Below are 18,432 nucleotides of genomic sequence, written 5' to 3' on the forward strand. Positions count from 1 at the left end.
AATTCGTTTTTCTATGCTCAGTGCTTTTCCCGGTTTTTGAGTTGTTGTTTCGCAAGGCTGTTTTCAACTATGCTAAAAAACTATGATATCAGGCATTCCAGAGTATAGAGATAAATATATAAAACCCTGAAAAATCAGACTAAAAGCTGAAAATTCCCCCTGGGAAAATCTGCAGGTTCGCAACTTGTGATCCTTTGGTGCAGCATTATGGAAAAAACACTCTCCGATATAGAGACTTAATTACAATTTATTATTAGCACGGAAAATATATAAAACTTACGAAGATTTCCGGATTTACGAAGCCCGGGGAGGACGGACACCGAACGGATTCAAGACTCGATTTTTATTTTTTTCAAGTAGTCGGGCTGCCCAAAACCTGCCCGGCACTTCATCTTCTCGAAAAAATGCGGGATATGGGGACTTATTGTTTATACCGAGCTAATTCTCAAAGGCCAATATTCAAAGAACAATATTCAAAAATCAATATGTCGTACACGAAAACCGCAAAAGTTAACGTACAGTGAAAAATATTTACTGTTTAACTTTGTTTTCTTTATGAGATTTTGGTCAAAACCTTCAGAATAGAAAAGTACATTTACAATTTCTATAATATACAGTAATTACTGGAAATTGTGTAAATAGGGCGTCGAAATGAAAACTGCAAAAGAAGAATTTGAGAATCTTGTGTATCAGGGGATGAAATCCTACGGACTTGATGAACTTTCCTCTAAATTGCTTGCAATACTTCATTCTGAACCGGATCCACTAACTTTAGAAGAGCTTTCTACAAGGACCGGGTATAGTTTTTCAGCAGTTAGTGCGGCAATGAAATTGCTTACTGGAATTACTCTCGTAGAAAAAACAAAGAAAGCTGGCTCAAAGAAATTGTACTTCTCAGTTCAAAAAGATATGTTGACAATGATCATTAATGCAGTAAAAACCAAGAATGAGGTCTTTGTCGGCCCTGCGCTTAAAGATCTTCCTGCAATAATTGAAAGATGCAAAAAGAACGGGTCTGAGGACTCTGAAGAAATGCTCAAAATAATCGAAGATTACTATCAGCAAATGATTGCATTAGACTTAATTTTTAAAAATCTTACTGAATACATTGAAATGATTCGGATGGAGTTGGGCAAAAAATGAATCAAAATACAAAGCTAAGATATTTGCTCTTATTGGTTATTGCAATTATCTTAACAGGAATCTCTACGGCTAATGCCGAAATTTCCAGTTATGCATGCGTAAACGCAGAGTTACAGGAAATAAGTCCCGGTTCAATAGGTATCGATGAAGAATTCACCCTGGGAATAAATCTTGAGAGTTGCGGTACTAAAACTCCTGAAGATATTACCTTTGAAATAATCAGCATCCCCCCGGATATCATAGTCACGGAAAGTTTAGTTACCAAAATTTCTGAATTGACTTATAGTACAAGTGAAAGGTACCTGAAATATCACATGAGAACAACCCCTGATGCCAAACCTGGCCCTCATCTCATAAAAATGAAATTAACATATGCAAATCAGCCCGTTGAAACTGTAAAATATTATGAAGTTGAGGTACGGGTGATAGGCGAAGATGCCGAACCAAGAGTATCTTCTGTCGAAACCAGTCCCGAATATATCTATGAGGGGGATACGGTTGACTTAAGATTGGGCATAGAAAACTATGGGGAAGCAATAGCAAAATCTGTGGTAGTTAATCTGGAACATGAGTTTAAAGGGATTAAAACTTCTACAATCGGAACTCTTGGCTTAAACGGCAGTCAAACTGCATTATTCAAGTTTAAGGCAAACAGGTCAGGGGAGTTTGAAATCCCTGTTATTATAGAGTATGAAGATGATTTTGGTAAGCAAAAAGATGAATATGACATAAAAATAACCGTGCTTGACAAAAAAGGAAGCTTGAATCTTGCATCCGTAAAGGTTGACCCTGTTCTTCCTCACATGGGCGATACTGTAGAATTGACGATGAGAGTCGAAAACTCCGGGGACAGGACAATTAATTCAATAAGGGTCTATGCTGACCATCCGTTCAAAGGCTTAAAAGAATCTTTTATAGGAACTCTTGACCCGAATGAAGACGGACCTGCAGTAATTACTTTTGTAGCTGACCAGGCAGGGGAATACGAAATCCCTGTAACCATAACGTATAGTGATGATTTTGGGGAAGAGCAAATCGAAACGAAAATCAATCTCATAATCCTGGAAACTGATAGCGGGGCAGGAAAAGCGGCTATTGTATTGCTTATCCTGGCGGTTATCGGAGGTTTAATTTACAATAATTACAGGACAAAAAAATCAAAGGATGAGGTAATCAGGCAGTTAATGGAAGGGAGCGAAAACTCTGATAACGACAAAGAATAATGAGAGGTCTCCAGTATGATTGACGATATCAGGGTGGGAGCCCTCATTGCATACTGCAGTGTAAAAAGAGGGAACAAAAAAACACTAATGTTCATCGTTTTTGTCCTCTCGCTCATCTTTATGAACCTGGTATTCCTTCCGTCAATGATAGGAGGAATGACGGTTCTATTTACCGGATTTATGCAGGACTACCCTTACGGGGATATTGTCATTGAACCGTCTGGCGACAACACCTACATTAACAACGCCGATAACGTCTTGCAGAAAGTCAGAGCAGTTGAAGGTGTGAGAGCTGCAACAAAACGACTGGACGTGGGAGCATCTATTGAGCATAAGCAGAAAGTTGTGGGAGTAACCGTGACGGGTTTGCTTCCGACAGAAGAGTATGAAATTTCGCAATACCCGTATATTATCACTGAAGGAGATTTCTTAGGGGAACTTTCCCGGGATGAGATCATCATTGGTGCTGCAATCGCAGGCACAAGTCCAGTTTTTGGAGAAATATATGATAACCTGGGTGAAGTCAGAGCAGGATCGCTTGTTGATGTAACATACAGCAATGGCGTAAAAAGGACCTATAAGGTCAAAGGCATCATGGAAGGCACATTTGAACTTGTTGATCTTAATGCTTTAGTTCACTACAAAGAAATTGAAGAAGTATACGGTTTGGAAGAGAGTAAAGCTACCAGTGTGGTCGTAAGGGTTGACAGGCAGGGGACTGAAGAACAAATACAGGATAAGATCAGAGAAGCCGGGGTGAATGAGCAAGTCTTCACATGGGCTGATAAATCAGAGTCTCTCATAAGGCAAGCACTGCAAAGCCTGGGTGCTTTAGATGTCATGTCAAAGTTTGTGAGTTTGATCGTAGGTGCAGCACTGGTCCTTATCATCATCTATATCAACGTGCTTAACAGGAAAAAAGAGATCGGTATTTTAAAAGCAGTAGGCATTACCCCGAGATCAATAGTATTGTCCTATGCGTTCCTTAGCATGTTTTATGTTTCCCTGGGAATATTCGCAGGACTGGTTTTGTACTTTTCACTTATGTTTTACTTCCAGGCAAATCCTGTAATATTCTACGAAACCATGGAAATAAGACCCCAGATCGATCCCGTGCTGCTTATCGAAAGCATAGTTACCATGCTTACCCTATCGGTGATAGCGGGGATACTCCCTGCCTGGAGCGTATCAAAAGAGAGCATACTCAAAGCCATATGGAGTCGATAAAAATGATCCTGGTAAAGGACCTGAAAAGGTATTACGGGACAGGGAAAACTGCTGTCAAGGCCTTAAGGGGTGTTTCGTTTGAAATAAAGAAAGGGGAATTTGTGGCGATAATGGGCGCTTCCGGAAGCGGAAAAACGACTCTGTTAAGGATACTGGCATTGCTGGACGACGCAACGGAAGGGGAGTATACCATTCGGGGACTGCAGGTTTCCAGCCTGCCCGAAGCAGAAAGGAGCTATTACAGGCTAACGCAGGTCGGTTATGTCTTCCAGGACTATGCACTCATTAATGAGATGAGTGCTGCGGAAAATGTTTATATCCTTTCCATGATGGAAGGAAAATCCAGAAAGGAATCTTACAGAACCGCTCTTGAAGCCCTTGATAAGGTTGGCCTGAAAGAAAAACACGACAGGATCCCTGACGAATTATCCGGTGGAGAAAAGCAAAGAGTAGCAATCGCAAGGGCCATAGCAAAAAAACCTGACATATTGTTCGCTGACGAGCCGTGTGCAAACCTGGACACCAATAACTCAAAACAGGTACTGGACGTGTTCAAAGAACTGAATGAAAAATACGGCCAGACAATTGTAATGGTAACACATGAACCGTGGCATACTGATTATGTTGACCGGGTAATTACTCTCGAAGATGGTAGTTTAGTTAGCGATGAGAAAAAACGAAAGAGGTAAAAAATAACCGATTTCATGAATTTCCCGGCAGACCTTAAAGGTCCATTCAATGTCATCGAACCCACTTCAAGACTCAATTTTTATTTTTTGCGAGTGGGCGGGCTGCTCAGAGCTTAAGCGAAACAGCCACGGCAACATTGTGAAAATAAAAATCCTGCTCAGAAACATTCACGAAACCGATTTACAAAAGTAAAAAACCGGGACTGGAATGAAGATTACATACACCTTTCAGACCGGTTTTCCGGGAGGTTCTAAAGATAAAAAGCAAATGAATCTCCTGTATGGCTATATGACAAAGACCAGAAAAGTTAAGCCTGCACCTTTAAGCTGAGATAAGAAAAATATAAGAAAAGAGCAGTCTTCGATTTTTAGAAAAATGAAGAGATGAGTTAAGCCTTTTAACCCAAATAGGAGAGTCGTAATAATACCATCATTCATAAGTTTTTTTATGACCCCCGTTGAAGTCCCACAGATCTTTACAAATGCGGAAACAGAGAGCCCTTTATCTATGAAATTGTAAAGTTTTGCATTAAGATAAATCTATTTTAGGCCTATTGCATACGAATTGGATAGGATTTCTACAGATCCCTAATTTACCACATATAATACTATTCGCAACTAACGTATCACCGAAAGTTCATAAGCTCACTTCGCCATTCCAGTTACCACCAGCAGTTTTCTGCCAGTCATGGTAGAGGACATTATCTACACCGATGAAAAATATCTCAAGTCTTCTATCTAGATTCTGACCCACACAGACTTGTTTTGCCTCGGTACCCTCAAATGCTACTTCACCATTCCAGCCATTATTAGCCTTTTTCTGCCAGTTATGGTAGAGGGCATTATCTATACCGATGAAAAATATCTCAAGTCTTCCATCTAGATTCTGACCCACACAGACCTGTTTTGCCTCGGTATCCCAGAATGCAGATTCGCCGTTCCAGCCACCAGAAGTATTCTGCCAGTTATGGTAGAGGGTATAATTCGTGCCTACATAAAATATCTCAAGTCTTCCATCTAGATTCCGACTCACGCAGATTTGTTTTCCCTTCGTACCCGAGAATGCCTCTTCCCCGTTCCAGCCACCAGAAGTTTTCTGCCAGTTATGGTAGAGAGTATCATTCGTCCCTACATAAAATATCTCAAGTCTTCCATCTTCATTCTGACCCACGCAGATTTGTTTTGCCTCGTTACCTTCAAATAACACTTCGTCGCTCCAGCCACCAGAAATTGTCTGCCAGCTATGGCAGAGGGCATAATTCGTACCTACGTAAAATATCTCAAGTCTTCCATCTAGATTCTGACCCACACAGACTTGCTTTGCCTCTGTATTCCCGAATGCAACTTCGCCGTTCCAGCTACCATTAGAAGTTTTCTGCCAGTTATGATAGAGAGTATCATCCGTGCCTACGTAAAATATCTCAAGTCTTCCATCTAGATTCTGACCCACACAGACTTGTTTTGCCTCAATACCCTCGAATGCCACTTCGCCGTTCCAGCTACCACCAGCAGTTTTCTGCCAGTTATGATAGAGAGTATCATCCGTGCCTACGTAAAACATCTCAAGTCTTCCATCTAAATTTCGACCTGCACATATCTTACAATAACCAAAATCTCTGCTTGATATGACAATCTCCCCCTTTTGTCATTGTTATTGAATCTGGAAATTCATGAATTATATATTAATTATTACTATATAATAGGCGAATAAATTTAATTACTAATTTAAAGAATTGAAGGTTAAAAGGCTGTTCAGAACTTAACCGGCGCCGCCGGAGTCCATACTCTGAAGAGAACAGCGCCAGAACAACTTTTTCACCCGAGCCCCGCAATAATACCCGGCCCCCGGCCTTCGATCGTACTTTCGTAAAAATTCCCGGCATAACTTTTTGGTAGATCACTTTGTTTTTGCTCTGCGACCTGATTTTTTGTTCTCAAGCGTATGATGGAAGGTCTCACTCACGGATTAGAGAGGAAATTCGAGAGAGTCTAAAGGTCCAATGGGTGAGAGAAGAAAAGTGACCGGACATTCAAGACTCAATTTTTATTTTTTGCGAGTGGGCGGGCTGCTCAGAACTCAACCGGCGCTGCCGGAGCCCAGGCGCTGAAGAGAGCGACGGCGGAACAACCTTTCCACCCGAACCCCGCAATAATACCCGGCTCCCGGCCTTTGATCGTACTTCCGAAAAAATTCCCGGCATAACTTTGAGAACTGCGATCGTTTTTGATCTGCGACCTGATTTTTTGTTCTCAAAGACGGGAAAGGAGGGATTGTGTTAGAAATAGGTGAAGTTATGGAGAAAAATCATAATAATTAATATTCAAATCATAAGATGAAAATTTGAATACAAAAATTTTGTGGATTTTCTTTAAAATTTTAGAAGTCTAATGCTGCTAAATCCTCGATTTTCGAATTAATATTTTTCATTTGCACAATTTCATTTTCCACGTATATCATGTTTTGAATTTGAATAATATTTTAAAAATAGAACTTTACCTTCTTCTTTCTTGTAATGGATCCTTTCCCCTTCAGAAATTCTGATACTACGTTCACCTACTTTTCCTTTAATTGGTTCATCTCTCAAACCACTATGAAATCCAGCTTCTGAATTAGTATAGGTTAATCTTTGAGTTATAGTTCTGATTATTCTTTGTTTTACCTTTTCATCACCAATATTCTTAAAAGTTCTTTTAAAACCACTTGAAAATTCTAAATCATCTAGCTTTATTATGAGACTTCTTGAACTAAATTCTTTTTCATAACATGACTTTAAAGTCAACAAGAAAAATTCGTCCCAGTTATCCAAAGATGTAGGGCACAGCTTCATATAATCAATTTTTTTGTACCATTCAAAAGGATGATTTATAACAAAATACGTGTTCTCATAACTTTGAGGATTACAATCGCAAAAAACATGAATTGAATCAATTTCAGTTTCGATTTCCAAACCAGTAACTACGAACACTTCTTTTTGTTCATGTAACAATCGATGAATCAGCACTATCCAACATTGGTTTATTTCATTTGAGTAACTTAGTTCAAAATACGGATCTGTATTGCATTCATTGTCAGGTGGTGCCATAAATGTGCAATTGCAGTTAGCAATTTCATAGAATATTTCAGTGAGTTTGTCTTCATTATAATAATCTTCTCTCCATGGAAGTTCACTCCAAAGAAAATTAAGAATTTCGTCACACCAAGCAATATTCATTTTTAATTCTTTTATTAAATCAAGATGTTGTAACAGATTTTGTATAAAATCATCTTGAAAAATTTCATCCTTCCAATTGTCAGGAGAACACAAAAGCACGCTGGGGTGGAAAGCAGAAATCAAAAAAATCACCTCATCGATTCTTTTTTCTTCTTTCTATTCCTTTACTGAGAATCATTTTTTTCTCCTCCGCAGACTGATCAAAGAATCCTTTAGGCCAATTAACCACCCCACGATTGGGATCAATCTCAACGGGATCTATTACTGAACCATCGTGCCTCTGTTCAAAGAACAAAATATTTGTTTTTGGAAAAATTCGATTACTCTCATCTTCAATTACCCGCCTCGCGATCCTATTAATTATATGGTCACTGTGAGTTTCAAGAAGTACATTTTTTCCCGAAAGAATCATTGATATAAAGAAATCAGCGAGTTGCATCTGAAGCTTGGGATGCAAGTGAATTTCAGGTTGCTCAAGAATTAGAGTTTGATAAGGACGAATTCTAAGGCCTTCTACCAAAATAGGGAGTATTTGACTTACACCAAAACCAACATCTGACAAAGTAACTTTGACATTTTTATCAGTGTGTGTTGGCAGATACAAACGTATAATTTCCTTATCAGTTTTTGATTCACAATTCTCGGAAATGTCCATATAGCTTAACCATCTATTTACCCCATTTCCTAAAGTGTCCTCAGTAATTTCTTCCCATTTTTCATTTGAGGGGTCAAAAAAGTAATAAGGAAAAATCTTATTATCTCTTTCTGCTGAAAGAATGAATGGAGCATTTTGACCCCTATTACCTATATTGATATACTCTTCTTCAGAAATATACCTTCTAGAAGGTTCTTCTCTCAGAGGTCCAATGTAAAATAAATTATTAAACTCATTTTGTAAAATATGTCTTACTGAAAAAAGCGGCCTTTCTAAATGATTGAAAGAACGGGTTAAACTTTTCCCATCGCTTTCCATTTCAAGTTCAGGTATCAGATTTATGAAAGAAGCTTTTAGGCTGCAACTACTACCAGAACAATGTTTGAAATAACTATAATATGTATAATGTTCCTTTCCGATTTTTGAGTTCGCCCTATGTTTAGATTTGCAAATTGGACATTGATAATTAGCAACATCTTTAGGTGGTTTAATATTAGGAGCTTCAAATGGAAAAGGTATAGTGTTTTTCCATTTTATGAAATATTCTTTATTTTCCTTTCTTTCGAACTTTATTTCAGTGCCATTTAGATAATTATTAGAGTTTGACAAAGACTTAGCTTTGATTTCAAAATTATCAACATAAGGGCCTTTATCATTAGAATCTTCAGAAGTTTTTAATCCAATGTCTATTTCTAACAATAGCTTCTTTAAGTTATTATACCGCTCCTTACCAAATTTAAAATACCTGTAATTATGTGAGAACACATTATTGAATGATTTCTTATCAAAGTTTAACTCAAAACTTATTTGAACCTCATTCTCAGGTTTTTTTTGGAAAACAAAATCTTCAAATTGACCTAAATGAGCAAACTGACCATTTAATACGATATTTTTGTAACGGGATTGACTTTCAAAAGTTTGCTTCAACATGAGGATACTTTGAATAATTGACGATTTTCCACAACTATTGGTTCCGCATAAAATTGTTAGTGGCTTCAAATCCAATTTTTTCGTATCTTCCAAGCATTTGAAATTCTTGAGATGAATGGTTTCAATCATTCTGCAATCCCACACATATAATAAATACCAACATTCATAAAGTAGAGAGAAAAATAATTTTGTAAATTACATAAAGGTGAACAATGCGTATGTATTTAATATTTTTGTATGTGTTAATCTTTGAACCGTACTTCCGCAGAGGCACTCTAAATAAAAACGATTTAATGATATCGTTTACGAAAAGAGATCAAAAATCAGAAGCTGCCATCCCACCCCATTGATATCAAAAATAAAATGTGAGAAAACTTTGGAAACCGTGTGGTAATGCCCTAAGTACAAATAGATATTCAAAACGCCTTTGATGACTTAAATAAAGTAAGAATGTAATGTCAACATATCACACAACCCCAACCAAACTCTCTTTCTCAATCCCCGAAATAAAATCAATAATAGACTCCCTCAATCCAAAAAGTTCAGATTTTTTCAAAGGAATCCCTAAAAGAACTACTTTACTCTCAACATTGGAGTGTGGAAAAACATAATCCAACTCCAAAAGAAATTGTTCATTAGAAGGATAACATAAAATTCCAACTTTATTCTTGTTCTTGCTAAAAGCAGTATAGGCCAGCAACTGATGCAAGTCTTTTCTATGTTCCTCTTTTAATTCCTCTGTGCTGCTTTTCAGATTGAACAAATGAGACTTGTATTTTGCATCCACTACAATATCCAGGTTGTTTTTCACCAGGATTACATCTGGTTCCAGATAATTAAGAGCCCAGGGAGGGTTAAAACGAGAAAATTGTCTGATTTTATAATTATTCAGTTGCTTTGCTCCAATCTCCAAGGATATTTGCTTGAATATAAATTGTACATACCTCTCAAATAGAAGTGAAAAGTCGATTCTCCAAGCAGTGATTTCTTCAAAATTACCGGTTAAAATCTTGTTTCCCTGAACTTTTAATTGTTTGATGACAATGGGATCCGAATTATGAATATGGAGCTCTTTTGTGAATTTATCGGGGAATTCGTACAAAGCATTATCCAAATAGGTTAGAGTGTCCTGAAATTGATATTTGATATGCCTGGGAGTTTTAAACGAGTTGATCTCCTTTTTCGCAATGTTATAGACGTATTTCAACTCGAAGAATTCACTATGAAATGCGCTTAGAGTGTTATCACGGCAGGGAAAAAGTAACCTCCTTGCAGGATCGGACTCTTTTTCAACGTAGCTTTTCCAGTTCACTTCAGATTTTGGATATCGATGTATTCTCTCAGTGTTCTGAAATTTATTCCACTTTGCCTTTACCGCTTTTTCGAGCAATTTTACGAATTTTATTGCTTCCAAATAGAGAGGTGGTCTGAGATTCCGATGTGACAGAAGCGGAATTGAATGTCTGAATTCAGGAAGTATTTCAGATTCAAGGAGATTCACGATTTCAACATACTCTGAAAATTGGTCGTTTGCAGAAGTGTAACGGGGTCGAACTACAAAATCCCCTATTTGCTTTCCCGTATCAGGTGCCCGAAGTGGAATCGCTCCGATAAAACGATCGGATCTAAAATATAAGCTGACACTTTTTCCACTACCTTCAATTCTTGGAGTGACCTCTAGGAAATCAAACAATTCCCTGTTGTATTCAACGAATTTTTGTAGAGATTCAGCTAAATATCTACGATCTGCCCCTTTAAACCATTTTTTTGAAAGAAGAAAACCAGAAAGAGATTGTGATTTTTCAATCAGGCAAGGCATCTCAAAAAAGACATTTCCAGGGGAAGTCATTCAAACAAAACCTCACCCAGTCTGTCATAGAAATATTTCGAAAATTCATCCCTTGCGTTTGTTAAAAGACCTTCAGCCAGGTATTCTTTTATTAAGGGCATTAATTCGTATTTTACTCGATCTTTCATCTCGGCTTCATCTGTAGCTATGAAATAGGCCTGACCGGGTTGCAAATTAAGTTCTTCACTACTTGCATACCAAGTGAAAATATCATCAAACGCCGAGAAGTCTTTTTTGAAAAATTTCAAGCCAGTATCTGGCTTGATAAGCTTAGGCTTCAATGTGTACCAGGCAAAACGCCTTCGAAGAGCAAAATCAACCACTGCAAGACTTCTATCGGCAGTGTTCATGGTGCCAATGACATAGTAATTGGGAGGTATTTTGCTTATTTTGTACTCGCCGCCAATGTCAATTGTTACAGCGTCTTCTCCTAGCTGGTACTCAAAGAGGTAAAAAATAGGTCCCAGAATGTTGGATAAATTTGCTCTGTTGATTTCATCAACGATTAGCACAACTTTCTTTTCAGGATTATCCTCTGCCCATTTAAGCGAATCATAGAAAATTCCCGTTTTTTCCTCATAGGCAAGCTTGCCGGCAGCAAGATCAGGTTTTATCCCGTATATGAAATCACTGTAACTGGTTTCTGCATGGAATTGCGTGAAGAAAGTTTCTGCTCCAAGTTCCCGTGCAACATTTTTTGCTAACCTGGTTTTTCCAGTCCCAGGGGCACCCTGAAGGATCACAAATCTTCTATTCTCAACAAGATCCGACACCTCTATATTTTCATCTACAACTTTAGCTTTCGAAATATCAGATATTGCCTTAGCAGCATCTATTGCATTCTTAACAGCTTTCCTATGATCCACATTCCGTGGAAAACCTCTTAATCGAGCATAAGCTGCAACAAATCCTGCAATAACTTTTCTTCCAGCCTCCGACTCAGGGTCCCAGACAATTTCGCAGGCGGAGATGAGCTTAGAATAGCTATTCAAAGTTTTATTCAGATCTGGAATTTTTGATTTGAGTTGCCCCGGTAAATTTGTCTCAATGTCCAAAAAAGAAGTTTTACAAAAGCCATCCTTGCTAACAATTGATGAATACAGCCTCCTAGCCCCAGGCACAGTTGCAAGTTCATAATCGTTTTTAAATCCTAATGAGCCAACCACAAGAGAGATTAACCAAGGATTATCGTCTTTATCTGGAAAGATAACAAGAGAAAAATCATGATAAGGACCAGAGGCTTCCTCTTCCGGAGAAATTAATCCAAAGAATGCTCCTCCTTGATTAAGTGCATCTTCTTTTGTGTTATTCCGGAATACATAAGCATTTAGAACATCTTCACTTTTTACCCCGAAATTAGCGGCTAATTCTTGTACGAATTCAATGGTCCTTTCAATTTTGCTCATATATATCATCTTGAGATAAAAGTCTTAGAAAATAAGATCAAACTGGAATTATTTTTAGAGAATAAATATCTGTCTCTTTTTTTTATATTTGTTAAAAAGTTACAATAATGAATTTAACAGAAAATATTTCCTAATAAATTGAAAAACAGTAGGGAAAATTTCCATATTCTTAGAAACTTACTGATATAGATAGGATGAAAAAAGATAGAATAGTTAATAAAGAATCAAGTTTTTTTACTAAACAGTATATTTATGTTTACCATGTGAGCGATAATAATGGATACTGATGTTAAATTTATGTTTGAGTTTCATAATGTCGGTCAAGGTTTATTTTATACCGGGAAGATAAGTGAGTTCAATTTTGTTTATGATTGTGGATCATTAAGTAGCCCTCAAAAAACAGATTTTTTAGGAAATTCAATAAAAAATTACAAAGCTCAATTGAACAACAATTACCTCAACCTTTTAGTGATATCTCATTTCCATGAAGATCACGTAAATGGGTTAGATCGATTGTTGAATGGTTTGAAAGTTGATGAAGTAATCATTCCCTATTATTCTCTAATTGAAAGATTAATTCTTGCTATAGGCACTGTTAATCAACCCTTTTGGTACTATGAATTTCTTTCAAATCCAATTACTTTTCTGCTTGAGAGAAATGTAGAAAAAATAGTCCTCATTATGGATGAGGGAAGAAACATAGATGAAACTGATCAAACTGCCATAGGGAATAAAAAAGTGAGAATCGAATATATAAATTGGGAAAAAGAATTGGTTGGCGAGTTATGGGAATTCAAGTTTTTTTACCACTATAGTACCCCCAAAAAAATAGCAGAATTCAAAAACTGTCTAAAGAAAAACGGAATCAATGAAGTCGACATCCCTAAACATATAAAAAATATGAAAAAATATCGAATAATTTTCAAAACTTGCTATAATAAAATAACTAAACAAAACTTAAACAATACTTCTTTGCTTATGTATCACGGACCGATAAATCTCAATAGAAATGTTTCATATTTTACAACATCAAGTTTTGCTACCCTAGGAGGTTTCTGGTCTCTACCTTCTATATCCTATAAATTAACAAAAGAATTTGGCCATTTTTTAACTGGAGATATTAACTTAAAAAGTCGAAACATCAAAATATATAACTATTATTCGAATGTTCTAGAAAAAATAGAAGTTACACAAATTCCTCATCATGGCTCAATAAATAATTGGAAACCTAGAATATTAAACGACATCCCTAATTGTAATCTATGGATAGCTTCTGCGGGGATATTAGGAAAAAACGGCCATCCACATGTAGATATTATTCAAGAATTAATTTTGAAAAATAGACTTTTTGGATGGAGCAATGAATTGAACAAGATAACTATTGAAGGTAAGATAGTAAAATAAATTTCATCAGAAATACACTGCGAAGCTACAAGATCTCATATCTTTCCCCCTTTCTTTCTCCCCTCCAAACTACACCTTTAAATCCCATCCCTACCTTTTCTATCCAAAAAAATAACACTCATAACTTCTATCGGTGACATTTTAATGAAATCCAGACTCTACAAATACTACCCCGAAGACTTCGGGGAACTTACGGTTGACGTTTTGCACATGGACCTGGTGTTTGACGTCTATGATGACCGGACGAATGTGAAGTCCATGTTAAGGGTGAAGACCCTGGGCGAGCCAATTGAGAAGCTGGAGCTGAACTGCAGGGACCTGGAGGTCAGGGCTGTAAGCTGCATCCAGTATGAGGTCAATTACAAGTACAGGAAGGCCGACGCTATCCTGGAGGTTAATTTCCTGGACCGGGTGCCGCCTGAGACTGAAATTACGATTGTTACGGATACGGTGTGCAGGCCCACGAAAAACATCCTGGAAGGGCTCTACTATGACGAGACGCCCGACGGGGCTCCTCCGCAGCAGATCACGCAGTGCCAGCAGTGGGGCTTCCAGAGGATCGTGCCCTGCATTGACGACATGTGCGCGAAGTGCACTTACAGGACAACCATCATTGCGGACTCGCGCTACACCAACATGATCACAAACGGGGACGTGGTTGAGGAACGGCACACCATAAAGCCGGGCAGGGACAAAATCGTCTACGACAACTCGGTTACGCCCATGGCGACCTACCTCTTTTTCCTGGGAGTCGGGACCTATTCCACCTTCAGGCTGGAGTTCGAGTACCCGGACGGGGACTCTTTCATGCTGGAACTGCTGGTGCCGCCGGAATCCGAGGACGGGCCCGCAGGGAGGGCTCTTGACATCCTCTATGACTCCGTGATGTGGGTCTACATCTTCACAGGCCCCGAACAGTACGACCCCGAAAAACTTGCCGTCCGGCAAAGGCTCTGGGAGCTTGTCCGGCAGCGGGACCGGCTGAAGTACGACGCCGGAGCATGGGCGAGCAAGGGAGCCGCAGAAGCCTCGGAAGCCGAGGAAACCACGGAAGCCACGGAAACCCCGGAACCCGCAGCGCAGAAACTCGGAGAAATCCGGGCCGAGCTTGCGGAACTTGTCGGCAGCATCAGCCCCGGATACAAATACACCGGGACCGTCTACCGGGAGATCGGGATGCAGAACTCGGACTTCGGGGGAATGGAAAACGTTGGGAACACCACGATTACCACCAACCGGATCATGCCCTTCGCACAGATCACGGACCCCGCATTCGAGTACATGATAAGGGTCAAGGTGCACGAGTACTACCACAACCAGAACGGGTCCGAGGTGACCGGAAAGAGCCCCTTCGAGATCTGGCTCAACGAAGCCGTGACCGTAAACGTGGAAGAGCAGTACCACGCCTTCCTTTTCGGGGAAGAATACCAGAGGCTCGGGCGGGTGCTCGAACTGCTCGCTCCGGGCTACGGGACCTTTGCCCTGGACTCCGGCGCGGCTTCCATGCCCATCATCCCTGACGGCTTCAACGACCCCAACGACCTGATCACAGCCGTCACCTACGTAAAAGCCCCGGAATTCGTGCGCATGGTCGAGACCCTTATAGGAAAGGAGACTTTCATCCGCGGCCTTGACAGTTACTTCAGGAAATTCGGGCACTCGAACGCCAGCACCGGCGACTGGATCGAAGCCATGGAAGAAGCAAGCGGGCAGCCCCTGAAAGAGATGGCCGAGGTCTGGCTCAAACAGACAAAGTTCCCGATAGTGGACGTCGCCACGGAATACGACGAAGCTTCCCAAAACTTCACCTTCAGGCTCAGGCAGCGGGTCCCCGAAGGAGGAAAACCCTGGGACTTCCCGTTCAGGGCAGCCCTCGTGGACGAGAAAGGAAACGACCTTGCCGAAGTCCTGGAAAGGGTCAGCGGCAAGCAGGCGGAAATCACCGTGGAAAACGTTGCAAAGCCCGCCTTCCTCTCCCTGAACCGGGACTATTCCTTCTACGGGAAACTCGTCTACGACGCAAGCCCCGAAGAGCTCCTGCTCCAGGTCAGGAAGGACAGCGACATCATAGGCCGTTTCACCGCCTTCTACACCCTGGTGGACAGGGAAAAACTGCGCCTCCTGAAAGACCCCGAAGCAAAACCCAGCGAAGACTTCGTCTCCCTCTACTACAAACTGCTCAACGACCGCGAACTTCTCGAAAAGGCAGGCGGGCAGTTCCTGGCTATTTTCGAGTCCGTGGAAGAGGAGGAATACGCCCACCGCTACCAGGCCCTCTATGAAGTGAAGCAAAAACTCCTCAGGGCGGTTGCCGCAAAGTACACAAACTCCCTGCTCTCAGCCTACCGCTACTTCGAAGAAGCCTCAGCCGCAAAAGGCGAGACCCTGAAAGAAGAAGCCCGGATCATCAAGAACCGGCAGGCCAAAAACGTCTGCCTCGGCATCCTGGCGTCCCTGGACACCCCCGAAGTCCACGGCCTTATAAAGCAGCAGTTCGAAGCCGCAAGCTGTGCCTCGGACAGGCTCTCTGCCTTTGCCGCCTACCTGGACAGCTCCGCCCCGGACAAAGTGGATATCCTGCGGGCCTTTGAAGCGGAATCAAAGCAGGACCTGGTCGCCTGGGAAGCCTTCCTGGGAGTAATCGCCCGGAGCAGCAGCGCCGACGCCGTAGAACTCGTCCGGGAAATGGAAAAGTCCGAAGCCTTCCGGATCGAACAGGCCAACGACCAGCGCGCCCTCTACGCAAACTTTGCCCGCAACCGGAAAAAGTCCCTCCAGACCGAAGAAGGCCGCCGCTTCATGGCCGAAACCCTCAGGAAACTCGCCCCGGTCAACGAGTACAGCACCGTCCACATGCTAAACACCTTCGCGGATATCGACCTCATGGAAAAGGAGTACCGCCTCCCCCTGGCAAAACTCCTTGCCGACCTCCTTGCCGACCTGGATCCCGAAAAAGTCCCGAGCGTCTACAACAGGGCCAGGAAACTCCTGTTAGGAAACTCCAGGTCCCTGGGAGAGTACGAATCCGAATACGGGAAAAACCCCGCCCTCGAACCTGAAAAACAAAAAAAGTAAACTCGGGAAAGTCTAGTACCAAAACGTCACAACCCAAAACCTCACACGGCCCGGTAGAAACGAAAAAACAAAACAAAACAAAACAAAATGTTTCCCGGGTCAACTTTTTTTCATTTTCCTGCCGAACTCCAGACAGGATCTCCTTTTTTCGTACAGCTTTCAAAGCCCCCGGGCCCCACCCCGTTCCCGAAGGGAACGGCTTTTCCCTGAAAATGGAAAAGACAGACGAATTGTAATTTCAACCGGCCTTGCGACTTCTTTTCATATCATATGTACAGTTACCCCCGGGTAAATTCTTATGATTAAACAGAATGGAGGTTTCCGCGAGCTTATTAAGCTTCAAGCCAGACCGCTATTTGGGAAGAGCAAGGAGAAGACAAGGGCAAATTTGTGAAGGCAAATGCTTCTTCCATGCAATTTCCAGGGAAAAGCCGCTCGCTTCGCGCTGCTCGCGAGCGTGGGTGGTCATGGGGAAAGGAAGCTGACGGTTGCCCCGGCTAAGAGGAAAGCAGAAAAATTCGCTAAACCCGAAACCCGGAAACCCTCAGACCAGCAAGAAAAATGAGAAGCCGGAAGTCACGAGCAGAATAGAGACAAGCAGGCTTGGGACCCAGAGGGGTATCCGGGAAAAGTCCTCGGCCATCAGCTGTTTGTAAGCCTCCTGGTAGCTCCAGAAAGCTAGCACGTAAATCACGGATCCCGTGAGAATAAGGATGGAAGCCACAAGGGGGGCAAGCCAGGAATGAGTGCCCGAATCCATGAAAAAGGAAACCCCTAAGCCCGCAATCACGGCTGCAAGCCCTGTCCTGAGCCAGGCGCTGAAAGTGCGTTCGCTGTCCAGCAGGGCTCGCTGGCGGGCAACCTTATTGTTTTCCTGTGCAAGTTTTTCGAGCTAGATTTCAGGCATTTTTCTTTCTCCCGGGGCATTCCGTGAATCATGATGCCAGATTCCGGCAATGAGTTTAGGTGATGAGTTAAGACAAAGGATGCCGACACGGATTTCGATAAGGGATTTTGATCAGCAATTCTGATTTGAAAAAAATCAGGTAAGAAGAAATATATATTCATAATAAATAAATATTAGCAAGAAGTCGCGGGACCTGATGAGAGCAGGTGGAAACCGTCCACTTTCCGGAGGGGGGAAAATCCGGAACATGAAGAATGCCAGAGTCTTTAGAGGTGGGGGAATGACAGGAGGATTTGAAGGGCCATTTATGAACTTTTTTTCCTTTTTATTCAGTTTAGTGGGTTCACTTCTCATAATCTACGGAGGGCTCCGGGCCACTGCCGAGCTCATCCTTTTTGAGGTCTTCAAAAAGCCGTACAAATACCAGCAGATAAGAAAAGAACTTACAAACAGAATAGTCTTCGGGCTGGAGTTCTTTATCGCAGCGGATGTCCTGCAGACCGTGCTAGACCCGTCCCGGGATGAACTGCTCCTCCTGGGGACAGTCGTACTTATCCGGACGGTCCTCGGCTATTTCCTGAGCAAGGAAGTTACGGAATACCAGCTCGATTGAAACCGGGCTGCCAGCTAATGCTTTATTTATGTTTTTTTCCGTATCCGGACTGAAAATGCTCCCGAAGACAGGATATTATAATATGCATTATATAGTATG

15 protein-coding genes are annotated in these 18,432 nt (G+C 41.2%); 9 read left to right on the top strand and 6 right to left on the bottom strand.

The window, feature by feature from the left end:
- The first annotated feature begins 651 nt into the window (after positions 1-651).
- The 4 genes from ACSAZK_RS04270 to ACSAZK_RS04285 are packed head-to-tail and all read left to right on the top strand — an operon-like array spanning position 652 to position 4,282.
- Complete coding sequence (locus tag ACSAZK_RS04270) at positions 652-1,143, top strand: GbsR/MarR family transcriptional regulator (protein WP_440956165.1); 492 nt, start codon at positions 652-654, stop codon at positions 1,141-1,143.
- A complete protein-coding gene (locus ACSAZK_RS04275) occupies positions 1,140-2,366 on the top strand; it encodes a COG1361 S-layer family protein (RefSeq protein ID WP_440956166.1) in 1,227 nt (408 codons plus the stop codon). The genes ACSAZK_RS04270 and ACSAZK_RS04275 overlap by 4 nt, the downstream gene beginning before the upstream one ends.
- A 15-nt stretch (positions 2,367-2,381) precedes the next feature.
- On the top strand, positions 2,382-3,593 hold the full coding sequence (locus ACSAZK_RS04280; protein ID WP_440956167.1) for an ABC transporter permease: 1,212 nt from the start codon (positions 2,382-2,384) through the stop codon (positions 3,591-3,593).
- 2 nt (positions 3,594-3,595) lie between these two features.
- Positions 3,596-4,282, top strand: a complete 687-nt coding sequence (locus ACSAZK_RS04285) for an ABC transporter ATP-binding protein (RefSeq protein ID WP_440956168.1) — start codon at positions 3,596-3,598, stop codon at positions 4,280-4,282.
- Positions 4,283-4,919: 637 nt separating this feature from the next.
- Here the strand turns inward: ACSAZK_RS04285 and ACSAZK_RS04290 are convergent.
- The 5 genes from ACSAZK_RS04290 to ACSAZK_RS04310 all read right to left on the bottom strand — a co-directional run bounded on the left by ACSAZK_RS04290 (position 4,920) and on the right by ACSAZK_RS04310 (position 12,334).
- On the bottom strand, positions 4,920-5,843 hold the full coding sequence (locus ACSAZK_RS04290) for a hypothetical protein (RefSeq protein WP_440956169.1): 924 nt from the start codon (positions 5,841-5,843) through the stop codon (positions 4,920-4,922).
- Between the two features lie 877 nt (positions 5,844-6,720).
- The gene (locus tag ACSAZK_RS04295) at positions 6,721-7,617 is read right to left on the bottom strand and encodes a hypothetical protein (protein ID WP_440956170.1); all 897 of its coding nucleotides are present in this window, start codon (positions 7,615-7,617) and stop codon (positions 6,721-6,723) included.
- Positions 7,618-7,627: 10 nt separating this feature from the next.
- On the bottom strand, positions 7,628-9,208 hold the full coding sequence (locus tag ACSAZK_RS04300; protein WP_440956171.1) for a DUF3696 domain-containing protein: 1,581 nt from the start codon (positions 9,206-9,208) through the stop codon (positions 7,628-7,630).
- A 337-nt stretch (positions 9,209-9,545) separates the two neighbouring features.
- On the bottom strand, positions 9,546-10,928 hold the full coding sequence (locus ACSAZK_RS04305; protein WP_440956172.1) for a hypothetical protein: 1,383 nt from the start codon (positions 10,926-10,928) through the stop codon (positions 9,546-9,548).
- Positions 10,925-12,334 (bottom strand): McrB family protein, encoded by a 1,410-nt coding sequence (locus tag ACSAZK_RS04310; protein ID WP_440956173.1) that lies wholly within the window; start codon positions 12,332-12,334, stop codon positions 10,925-10,927. Before ACSAZK_RS04310 ends, ACSAZK_RS04305 begins: the two co-directional genes overlap by 4 nt.
- A gap of 276 nt (positions 12,335-12,610) precedes the next feature.
- Between ACSAZK_RS04310 and ACSAZK_RS04315 the strand changes: the two genes are divergently transcribed.
- The 3 genes from ACSAZK_RS04315 (at position 12,611) to ACSAZK_RS04325 (ending at position 17,378) form a co-directional block, all read left to right on the top strand.
- On the top strand, positions 12,611-13,738 hold the full coding sequence (locus ACSAZK_RS04315; protein ID WP_440956174.1) for a hypothetical protein: 1,128 nt from the start codon (positions 12,611-12,613) through the stop codon (positions 13,736-13,738).
- 144 nt (positions 13,739-13,882) lie between these two features.
- Positions 13,883-16,813: a DUF3458 domain-containing protein gene (locus ACSAZK_RS04320; protein WP_440956175.1), complete on the top strand. Its 2,931-nt coding sequence runs from the start codon at positions 13,883-13,885 to the stop codon at positions 16,811-16,813.
- Positions 16,814-17,213: 400 nt separating this feature from the next.
- On the top strand, positions 17,214-17,378 hold the full coding sequence (locus ACSAZK_RS04325) for a hypothetical protein (RefSeq protein WP_440956176.1): 165 nt from the start codon (positions 17,214-17,216) through the stop codon (positions 17,376-17,378).
- Here the strand turns inward: ACSAZK_RS04325 and ACSAZK_RS04330 are convergent.
- Entirely contained in the window at positions 17,358-17,603 is a 246-nt protein-coding gene (locus ACSAZK_RS04330; RefSeq protein WP_440956177.1) for a hypothetical protein, read from the bottom strand. The genes ACSAZK_RS04325 and ACSAZK_RS04330 overlap by 21 nt on opposite strands.
- Between ACSAZK_RS04330 and ACSAZK_RS04335 the strand changes: the two genes are divergently transcribed.
- Both ACSAZK_RS04335 and ACSAZK_RS04340 read left to right on the top strand, forming a co-directional pair.
- Positions 17,572-17,709, top strand: a complete 138-nt coding sequence (locus ACSAZK_RS04335; protein WP_440957128.1) for a hypothetical protein — start codon at positions 17,572-17,574, stop codon at positions 17,707-17,709. The two genes, ACSAZK_RS04330 and ACSAZK_RS04335, sit on opposite strands and share 32 nt — an antisense overlap.
- A 258-nt stretch (positions 17,710-17,967) precedes the next feature.
- The gene (locus tag ACSAZK_RS04340) at positions 17,968-18,333 is read left to right on the top strand and encodes a DUF1622 domain-containing protein (protein ID WP_440956178.1); all 366 of its coding nucleotides are present in this window, start codon (positions 17,968-17,970) and stop codon (positions 18,331-18,333) included.
- Positions 18,334-18,432 lie beyond the last annotated feature (99 nt).

The organism is Methanosarcina sediminis (assembly GCF_052056915.1).
Classification (GTDB): domain Archaea; phylum Halobacteriota; class Methanosarcinia; order Methanosarcinales; family Methanosarcinaceae; genus MTP4.